Raw genomic sequence first — 10652 nt, forward strand, 5'->3', positions numbered from 1 at the left:
AGCACAATATTATTATGGACTTATTTGCGCAAATGAAAAAGATGTTGAATGTGCAAAAAAATATTTAGAATTAGCAGCTGATAACAATCATGTTGAAGCACAATATATGTATTGTAAAATGTTTGAAAGAGATACTGAATGTGTAAAAATAGAATTAGCAGCTAATAATAATATGGTTGAATTATAGCGATGAAATGATTTTATACATATAGAGAAAATAAGATATAGCGCATAACGTGCTAACAAAGCTAAGGGCCCAAAAAAATGAAATAGGTGAATAATGTATATAAAAATGCAAGAATATTATGATAGCTCCTCCAATTATCCAATAAAAAATTAGCATTGAAATGAGTGGAAATACAGTTTTGCGCAAACCTCTTAATACAGACATAAACATTATTGCACATGAGTCTGTTAATAAAAAAACTAACATTGGATACATATATAAAATGCTGATATTTATAAAGCGTTGCTCTGTAAAGAAGAAATTCAGGTAATATTGTTTCAATATAAAAATTAGTACAATGCTTAATGTAATTATAGAGATGCCGATAAGGAGCATGTTTTTTATTATTTTAGATATATTGATTTTGATAGTCTTATTGGAATAATTTTGTCCAATAATAATGATTGCTCCTTGGCCTATAGCTAATGGCCATATAAGAAATAATAAGATTATTTGTATTACTACTTGATATGACGTTATGTATTCAATAGCATATTTTTGAGTTACAAGGATTAATACTGTAAAAAATACCGATTCTACACTATAAACCAAACTCATAGGGATACCTTCTTTTAAGATTTCTATAATATAGTGAAATTTTAATCTCATATTTTTCAATGTTTTTGGAAGTAACTCATTTTTCCAAGTAAAATATAATAAGTGAAACAGTGTATACCAAAATGACAATGCAGCAGCATAAGCGAATCCTGTGGCACCCATATGAAATGGGTGCCATGAAAATATTATTGTAAATAAAGCACAGATTATAAAGCCATTTATATTAGTGATACTAATTATTTTAGTTTTTTTAAATGATAATAAGTGAAATCTTAATGTAGTAGAAAACACAAAAGCTGGGATACCAATTATATAAGCACACAAAAATAAATTAACATCATATTGTAGTTCAGGTGATATTTTGAAAAAATCTGAAAATTTAGGAAAGATAAAAAGAAGGAATGAAATAATACTTATTATAATAAAGCTAATTACAATATATGGGAGAAATTAATTACTAAAAATAGTAGATATATTATTTTGATGAGTATTAATAATACTAATTGCTGAAAGAAGACCTATTATTACCATTGTAATGGTTTGGATAATGCCAATAGCAACAGCAAAAGATGCTATGGCCTGCGCATTAACTTGATTCATTACATAAGTTGCTATAAATATTCTACCGAAAACTGCTAATTGTATAAATAAAACTGGAAAAGTAATGTGTAAAATATCTTTTCTGATAGAGAAATCAGTTGCTAAATTGTTCATTATTTTCTCTCATCAATAATATTGCGTATTTTTCCAGTTTTAGAATTCCTTGTAATTGAGCCATATGGTAAGATATTGATAAAAATGTCTCCAACAAGCTTTTTATTGATTAGATTTTTTATTATTGTGACAAAAGATATTTCATTATATAAAGCTTCTTTTAGTCCCTTAGAAACTTTTTCCTGATTTTTAATTTCTGAAATAATTGTTACATAATCAATGCCATTTGTATTATTAATTAGTACTTGGAAATGTGATGATAATTCTTCAAATTTAGCTATTGAATTTGCAAAAAATTCAATCGATATAGTATCGGTTCCTATATTTATATTATCATCACAACGTCCTAGTAGTTCGAATTTTGGATCAGTGGAATGACATTGGCAATTTTGATCTAACATTCTGCCTATATCTCCAATTTCATATCTAATTAATGGCATTAATGTTCTGTCTAGGTTAGTAACGACTATACGACCTTGTTCACCAAATGATACGGGATTATTATTATTAAAGTTTAAAATTTCAAGATATTGCATGTTAGAATGGAGATGATATTCATTATCACCACAAAAAATACATTGATAGCCTATTGCTCCTGTATCACTGCTAGTATAACCAGTTGATTGAAAATGTTTTACCTTAAGAATTTTTTTTATATATTTTTTAGCACCTTCATACAAATGTTCGCCACCAATAATAATTCTAGGTATACAAATATCTTTAATATTTTTTTCTTCTATATAATGTGCAAGAGAAGCTATTTGTGTAGGTATGCCAAGCAAAGCTGTGATTTTGAATCTGCGTATCATTTCGATTAAGAAATCTTGTTTATAACTTTCTCCAAGGCTTAATATACAGCATCCAACGTGTTTTAGCGCTATATTGAATATAGTCATCCCTGGCCATAAATCTTCACCTGTTAGTAAATTTGCTACCACATCATTCTTTTGTAAGCCACACACTTTCAAGCCTTTTGCTAGCATTTTTGCATTTGTGTTATTTTCCTCATATGAACGAAAAACAAATTTGGGGGCTCCTGTGGTACCTCCGCTTGTAAAAATATAACAAAACTCTAATTTATCAGTAAGTAAGCTGCATTTTGCATTAGACGTATGTTGTTTTAGTGTACTTCCTTTTAATATTGGTAATTTATCAAGTTCGTCTAAAGTTTTTATTTTGTCTATGGGAAGTGTTTTAGAATAATATTTTGAGTATTTTTTTGCATATGAAATAACATAATTTAAATTACGTATTATATGATTTTTATGGCTGTAATTTTTTTTCACCACATTTATTATACAACCTCCTTGTTCAGATACATTTACTATATCACCTGAAGATACTCTAAGAAATCCGGCCCCAAGAAAGTTTTTATTATAATTAGCAAAAAATCGGACAATATGCATGTTTGCAAAATCTATATTATTGTTGTATTTTGTATATATGGGAACTTTTTTTTGAAATATATAAGGTTGTATTATATAATCTTGGCATTCATTTTTTAGGATATTTTTAATTAATTCAGCAGAGTGAGTTTTACCAACATACATTCCAACACCTTTACCCCCTCCATATTTTTTTAGTACCCAATTATTTTTATTAGATACTACTTCTTTGTTAATTTCATTATTAGGTAAATAAGTTTGTATAATATATTTATTAAGTATTTTAAATTCTTCCATTGAGATATATCGCAACATTATCTCTGGTTTTGAGAAAGCAGCTAAAAGACGTTTATCATGTCCAATTAATATTGTTCTTAAATCATTAATATAATTTGTTTTAACTAAAGCTTCTAAAAAATTATCACTTAAACTTAATAATTCATCTTGGTGTAGTTCAATAATAAATTGTTCACATATTTGTCCTTTAAATAATAATTTACCATCAAATACTGTTAACTCATTAGGAATTAGAGATATTTGTTTTTGTTTTATTTTTGAATTTTCTTTTAAAATATTTTCTAAAAAATTCATATCATAACCTTTTTCTCGATCACGCAGTATAATTATAGGTTTAGATAGATCAAAATTTTTTAATACCAAGTTTATAATGTTAGGGTATTGGTTAATTGAGACGTAATCTGATATACCAGTTTTATTATAAATATCTCTTAAAAATTGAGCTACAAGTATACCATTAAATGGAAATCTTGCGTTAATTTCACATATTTTAATTCTATTGTCTGTTGTAATTAAAAAATCTGGACGTATGGAACCTAATTTATAAGTAATTTTTGAACATTTCTCTAATAATATTGATGCTTTGTTTGATAATTTTAAAATACTTTGCACATCTTTATCGTGAAAATAATTTTTAATTATAGCATCAAGTGCAATAATTATAATGTTATTAGCTTCTTCAATTTGTTCTATTACATCATCATCAAATATTATAGGGTAAGGGTTAAAATTTTTTCCATATCTATCAAAAGACATTTTATAAGATAATGATTTTAATAATTTATCTTTGTCTTTAATTAAATTTTTTTTAAATGGAACTAAGTGTTGTAATTTTTCTTTTTGTTTCATGGCTTTTTTTGGTAAATTCTGTTTTTATAAATTTATCAAAATTTGTGAAAAATCTTGCGCGGATAAGATGTCTGTTTTTATCCTTTATTTCAGTTCTTGCATGTAAAAAACGCCTGTTATTTAGTAATATTAATTGCCCTGTTTTTAGTTCAAATCCTCTATTGATAATAGGGGAATGGCAAAGTTCATCAAATTCATCTAAAGCATTTTTTATCTCCTTTGATAAGCCTCTTTGATCTATGATAGATCTTCTATATCGTATATTAAAATTTTCATCTATTATCTTAGCGTGTATATATTTCACTCCTTTTTTAAATTCCTCTGGTATGATAAATTTTACAGATTCCTTTTGAAGAGTGGTTAATGATTTTTTAGATAAGTGTTGAATTAATGTTAGTCCGTCAATTAATAAATTTTTTCCACCACCAAATTTATCATGATTTACTACGTAAAGTGCTATAAAATCTGGTATTTTTTCTTCATAAGAACAATCTGTATGTAATACAAATTCATTTAACTGATGTGATCTTGCTAAATACTCTCCATTGTTATTTTGTACAGGTTTTACATCCAATAAAATAACACCTTCACCATTATGACTATGTAGTATTCCTCCTATAGAATTTACGACTTTTACTAAAGTATTGGCAGTTTTTTCCTCATAATTAAGATTAATAATCAATATGCCAGATCTATTAAGTATATATTGATATAGTGTTTTTGGTATTTTTTGGTTATTAGAGCTTAAATTTTGATAGCATATGGCAGGAATTTTTAATTGATAGCTATCTGCATAAATATTATTTACTGACATTTTTAACTCCTTATATCAGTTAGATATACATATTTTTTATTTTCTTTCCCATTATTTATTAATAAATTTTACTAATGTTTATAGCAATGCTTTTTTGTATGCTTTAAATGCTTTGAATTTTCTTTGCAATACTCAATAGCTTTTTCTAAGTCTTTTAATAACAAATCTGCCATTTCATAACTAAATCCTTCACGTATAACAATTCTCATAACAACTACATCTGTTAGATTATCTGGTAAAGTATATGCTGGTACTTGCCATCCAGTATAATTTAATCTTTCGGATAATAAGAATAAATTAAAATCAACTTTGTCTTTTACTTTCCAAGAAACAACAGCAATGTCATTTCCTTCGCTAATAATGTCAAATATCTCATATTTCTTTAGATTCTTTGCTATATTATTAGCTATTTCTCTAGATTCTTCATGAACCTTTTTATAACCTTCAAACCCTAGTCTAACAAAATTGTAATATTGGCCTATGACTTGGCTTGCAGATTTTGAAAAATTTAAAGTAAATGTTGGCATTTTGCCACCAAGATAATTTACATTAAATACTAAATCTTCTGGCAAATCTTTTTTATCTTTCCAAATTGCCCAACCTACTCCTGGGTATACTAGTCCAAATTTATGTCCTGAGACATTTATAGATTTTACCCATTTCAATCTAAAATCCCACTTTAATATTTTTTGCAAAAATGGTGCAACAAAGCCACCACTTGCTGCATCAACATGAATTGGAATTTCAAGATTGTGTTTTTTATTAAATTTATCAATTTCTTTATTTAATTTTTCTATAGGTTCATATTCACCGGTAAATGTACTTCCTAGTATGCCTACTACACCGATGGTATTTTCATCACAAAGTTTTACAGCTTCTATGGGGTCAATAATATAACGTCCTTTTTCAAGTGGTACTTGCCTCATTTCAACGTCCCAGTAATTACAAAATTTTTCCCAGCAGATCTGAGTATTAATGCCAGTGATTAAATTTGGTTTAAAATTTTTGTTCTTTCTCTTTAATTGCATTTTTCTTTTCATAGCAAGGCCTGCAAGCATACATGCTTCACTTGATCTAGTTGTAGAGCAACCAATCATATTATCAATATTAGGAACATTCCATAGTCTTGCAATAATCTCAACACAACGATTTTCAATTTCCGCAGTTTGAGGGTACTCATCTTTATCAATCATATTTTTATTTGCAACTTCACCCATTAATTTAGCAGCTTCAGGCTCCATATAGGTAGTTACAAAAGTTGCTAAATTTTGTTTAGCATTTCCATCTAATATTAGTTGATCTTTTATCATATTATAAGCTAATCTAGCATCTAAACCCTTATTCATAATTTTATGATTTTTTGCTATATCTCTATTTGTTTGATGATTTTCCATTTTAATTTATATTTAAGTATATATCCTTTAATCTAAACATAGATAATAATTGAATACAAAATATTTAGAGACTAAGTTTTAAAAACTTAGATATATTGAAATGTAAGATTCTTGTACCTATATTAATAGTAACAAAAATTTTTAATTTATAATTTTATGAATTTTGATAAATTTACTGATAATTCAAAATCTATAATTCAACAGGCGCAAGCTTTTGCTTTATCTAAAAATCATCAGCAATTTAAACCTGAACATATTGCGTATATTTTAATAGATAAAGAAGATGAAATTTGTAGAAGGTTAGTTAGTTTATGTGATGTTGATCCTAGTCAAATTGTAAAAAAGATTGTTGAATATTTATATAAATTACCAACTATAACAGGTTCAAATCAGTTATATTTATCCAATGAAAATGCAAAAATATTAGTTTTAGCAGAGCAAATTGCAAAAAAGAGAGGAGATAGTTTTGTTAGCACGGAAAGTATATTGCAAGCTATGACTGAGATAAAGGATACTGAGATTTATAAAATTTTATCGAAAGAGGGAATAGATTCATTAAAAATTTCATCTGCAATTGACCAAATGAAGAAAGGTAGAGTAGCTGATACGGCAAATGCTGAAAATACCTTCGAATCTCTAAAAAAATATACAAAAGATATAACACAGTATGCTGCAGAAGGTAAGATAGATCCAGTAATAGGGAGAGATGAAGAAATTAGAAGAGCGATACAAGTATTATCAAGAAGAACCAAAAATAATCCTGTTTTAATAGGTGAGCCAGGAGTTGGTAAAACTGCTATAATAGAAGGATTAGCTCAAAGAATTTACACAAATGATATTCCAGAAAGTTTAAAAAATTTAAAATTATTATCGTTAGATTTGGGAGCGTTGATTGCTGGTGCTAAATATAGAGGTGAGTTTGAAGAAAGATTAAAGTCTGTATTAAATGAAATATCTAGGTCTTCTGGGCAAATAATATTATTTATTGATGAATTACATACTCTTGTTGGGGCAGGTGCTAGTGAAGGTGCCATGGATGCATCAAATTTATTAAAGCCAGCTCTTGCAAGAGGAGAATTGCATTGTATAGGAGCTACAACTCTTGCAGAATATAAAAAATATATTGAAAAAGATGCTGCCCTTGCTAGAAGGTTTCAACCAGTATTTATACCAGAGCCTACTATTGAAGACTGCATATCAATGTTAAGAGGTCTTAAAGAAAAATATGAGGTTCATCATGGAGTGAGGATAACTGATAATGCAATTATTGCTGCTGCTAATCTTTCTAGTAGATATATTACTGATAGATTTTTGCCTGATAAGGCTATAGATTTAATAGATGAAGCTGCAAGCAGGTTGAAGATGCAAGTTGATAGTAAGCCTGAAGAAATTGATGAACTTGACAGAAAAATAATGCAGTTAAAAATTGAAAAAGTTGCACTTGAAAAGGAAAATGACAAAGCATCAAAAGAACAATTAAAAATTATACAAAATGAGTTAAAAAAATTAGAATCAACTCATATGGATTTAATGAGCAAATGGCAGTCTGAAAAATTAAAAATAAATGATATTCAGTCTCTTAAAGAAAAATTAGACACTGCAAAAATGGACTTAGATGTTGCTCAAAGGCAAGGAGATTTTAATAAAGCAGGTGAACTAAGATATAGTGTTATACCAAAAATAGAAGAAGACTTGAAAAAATTTGAAAAAGAAAGGGAAAATACAATGTTAAAAGAATCTGTTTCAGAAAACGATATAGCTTCTATTGTATCTAAATGGACTGGTATTCCTGTTGATAAAATGTTGACATCAGAAAAAGATAAATTACTTAAAATGGAAGATTATTTAAAGAAATTTGTCGTTGGTCAAGATCATGCGCTTGAAGTAGTATCTAAAGCTGTAAGAAGATCTAGAGCTGGAATTTCAGATAAAGAAAAGCCAATAGGATCTTTTTTATTTCTTGGACCTACAGGAGTTGGAAAAACAGAATTAACAAAAGCATTAGCAATTTTTTTGTTTAATGATAAAAAAGTAATACTTAGGATTGATATGTCTGAGTATATGGAGAAGCATTCAGTTGCAAGATTAATAGGCTCCCCTCCCGGTTATGTTGGCTATGAAGAAGGGGGCAAATTAACTGAAACTGTTAGAAGAAGGCCATATCAAGTGATATTATTTGATGAAATTGAAAAAGCTCATCCAGATGTATTTAATATACTTTTGCAAGTTCTTGATGAAGGTAGATTAACAGATGGTCAAGGAAGAACTGTCGATTTTAAAAATACTTTAATAATTTTGACATCAAATATAGGTTCAGATTTGATATCCTCGCTTCCAGGTGATAAGAACGTAAATGAAATTAGAGATGAAATAATGGTGAATGTCAGAAAATCTTTTAAGCCTGAGTTTATTAATAGATTAGATGAAATATTGTTATTTAATAAGCTTAAAAAAGAGAATATGGTTGATATTATAGATATACAACTTAAGAAATTAAGTGAAATGCTTATTGATAAGAAAATTTCTATACAAATAACGTCAAAGCTTAAGGAATGGTTGGTTAATCAAGGTTTTGATCCAATTTATGGAGCTAGGCCTTTAAAAAGAGTGATTCAAAATAATATTCAAAACCTAATTGCTGAAAAATTAATTTCAGGAGAAATTGTTCCTAAGGATAAATTGACGCTTGATTTACAAAGTAATAAAGTTGTTTATGTAAAAAATAGTAATTAACTTAATAACATTAATAAACTTTAAAAAATTAAATGCTTTGATATATATATGATTGCTTATTTATAAATTAAACGATGAAAAAAATTAATAAAAATCTTTTTGGAGTTGTTAAAATTCTTTCTAATGCAGAATTTATAACAGGTACAGAAATTGGGAAGAAGCTTAATATATCAAGAACTGCAGTTTGGAAAATTATTAAAATATTAAGTAATTATGGAGTAGATATAATAACTGACAATCAACTTGGGTATAAAATAAAGGATAAGATATCATTACTTGATCAAGATACAATTCTTAAAGGAATTAATTTTAACCCTATAATACTCAATATTTTTCAATCTGTAGTTTCAACAAATGAGTACTTGAAAAGTGTATATGATGGTGAATATCAAAATCATGTTTGTTTATCTGAATATCAATCAGGTGGGAATGCTAGGTTGGGTAGAAATTGGTATTCTCCTTTTGCTCAAAATATTTACTTATCTATTAGACATAAATTTAGAAAAGATATCTCAGCAATTTCTGGCTTAAGTTTAGTTTTAGGTATAAGTATTATAAAGTCTTTATTATCATTGAATTTACCAAATAAATTTTTAATTAAATGGCCTAATGACATATATTATAAAGATAAAAAGATTTTAGGAATTTTAACAGAAGTGATTGGAGAAAGTAATGGAGATTGTAATGTTATAATAGGAGTAGGGTTAAATGTTAATATGATGCATTTGCCAAATTCTAATAATATCAACTGGACATCATTAAAGAAGATAACTGGAGAAAATTTTGACAGGAATGAGATTTGTGTTTTATTAATCAATAATATAATTAGAGATTTAGAAAAATTTAATATACTGGGTTTTCAGTATTACTTAGATGAATGGAAAGATTATGATTACCTTGCTGGTAAACAAATAAGTGTAACAAATCACAATAATGTTATTGAAGGAGAATATATTGGGATAGATGAAGGTGGTAATTTGTTAATTAAAGACAATAATAATAAAGTTATAACACTGTATTCTGGTGATACATCAATAGTTGCTGCAAATTAATTATTTTTAATTTTTATTTGTTGACTATATGTTTTTTGCAGTATACAATTGCAACTCAATTTTATAATTTTAGTTAAAATGAAAAATAAATATACATCATTATATAGCTTGCAAAGCCATATGAGTATGTGGTTTATTTCTTGTTTTATTAGGCTAAGATTATTTTCTTATTTTAGGAATAATTTTAAACTTAGTTATTATATTATTTAACTAAGTTCTAAAGTTTTTTCCAAGACCTCCTAAATAATTTTAACTTTAAAGGTAAATGAAATGATACCTATTATTCTTCCCACTACTTCTACTATTATATATTAGGTAAACGCTAAAATATCCCCATCTTGACAAGTATTATCCGCCTTTCTTTGGGTTTCTTAAGTTTTTTGATAATTCTAAAAAAAATTTAATTTGATGATATTTTTTTATCAATATTATATGGAAGTAAATTTACTAACTCTTTTGGATCAGAATAATCATGAATATGATTCAGCAAATATTTTAAATAATCATAAGGATTAATCTTATTTACTTTGCAAGTTTCAATAATACTATAAATATTTGCACTAGCTTTAGCACCCTTAGTTGTTGCACAGAACATCCAATTTTTTCTGCCAACTGCAAATGGTTTTATAC

Annotated in this window: 9 protein-coding genes; 3 read left to right on the plus strand and 6 right to left on the minus strand. The window is 27.1% G+C overall.

Annotated elements, in window-relative coordinates:
- On the plus strand, window positions 1-187 hold a 187-nt coding region (locus tag EIC27_RS07260; RefSeq protein WP_162298318.1), incomplete at its 5' end, for a hypothetical protein.
- Here the strand turns inward: EIC27_RS07260 and EIC27_RS08165 are convergent.
- The 5 genes from EIC27_RS08165 to gad form a co-directional block, all read right to left on the minus strand.
- Window positions 182-946, minus strand: coding sequence for an MATE family efflux transporter (locus EIC27_RS08165; protein ID WP_410519462.1), 765 nt, complete (start codon window positions 944-946; stop codon window positions 182-184). The two genes, EIC27_RS07260 and EIC27_RS08165, sit on opposite strands and share 6 nt — an antisense overlap.
- 288 nt (window positions 947-1234) lie before the next feature.
- Window positions 1235-1498 carry a hypothetical protein gene (locus tag EIC27_RS03480; RefSeq protein ID WP_126044753.1) on the minus strand — a complete coding sequence of 88 codons (264 nt, stop codon included), beginning with the start codon at window positions 1496-1498 and terminating at the stop codon, window positions 1235-1237.
- Window positions 1498-4029, minus strand: a complete 2532-nt coding sequence (locus tag EIC27_RS03485) for a phenylacetate--CoA ligase family protein (RefSeq protein WP_126044754.1) — start codon at window positions 4027-4029, stop codon at window positions 1498-1500. The genes EIC27_RS03480 and EIC27_RS03485 overlap by 1 nt, the downstream gene beginning before the upstream one ends.
- Window positions 3989-4843: a TauD/TfdA family dioxygenase gene (locus EIC27_RS03490; RefSeq protein ID WP_126044755.1), complete on the minus strand. Its 855-nt coding sequence runs from the start codon at window positions 4841-4843 to the stop codon at window positions 3989-3991. The genes EIC27_RS03485 and EIC27_RS03490 overlap by 41 nt, the downstream gene beginning before the upstream one ends.
- Window positions 4844-4914: 71 nt before the next feature.
- Window positions 4915-6237 carry a glutamate decarboxylase gene (gad, locus tag EIC27_RS03495; RefSeq protein ID WP_126044756.1) on the minus strand — a complete coding sequence of 441 codons (1323 nt, stop codon included), beginning with the start codon at window positions 6235-6237 and terminating at the stop codon, window positions 4915-4917.
- A 156-nt stretch (window positions 6238-6393) separates the two neighbouring features.
- Between gad and clpB the strand changes: the two genes are divergently transcribed.
- The gene (clpB, locus tag EIC27_RS03500) at window positions 6394-8970 is read left to right on the plus strand and encodes an ATP-dependent chaperone ClpB (protein ID WP_126044757.1); all 2577 of its coding nucleotides are present in this window, start codon (window positions 6394-6396) and stop codon (window positions 8968-8970) included.
- Window positions 8971-9044: 74 nt separating this feature from the next.
- The gene (locus EIC27_RS03505) at window positions 9045-10022 is read left to right on the plus strand and encodes a biotin--[acetyl-CoA-carboxylase] ligase (protein ID WP_126044758.1); all 978 of its coding nucleotides are present in this window, start codon (window positions 9045-9047) and stop codon (window positions 10020-10022) included.
- 400 nt (window positions 10023-10422) lie between these two features.
- Here the strand turns inward: EIC27_RS03505 and EIC27_RS08170 are convergent.
- Window positions 10423-10652 (minus strand): transposase domain-containing protein (locus EIC27_RS08170; RefSeq protein WP_205702304.1); only part of this gene is annotated, 230 nt, incomplete at its 5' end.

The sequence above is a fragment of the Candidatus Aquarickettsia rohweri genome (assembly GCF_003953955.1).
GTDB classification, from domain to species: domain Bacteria; phylum Pseudomonadota; class Alphaproteobacteria; order Rickettsiales; family Midichloriaceae; genus Aquirickettsia; species Aquirickettsia rohweri.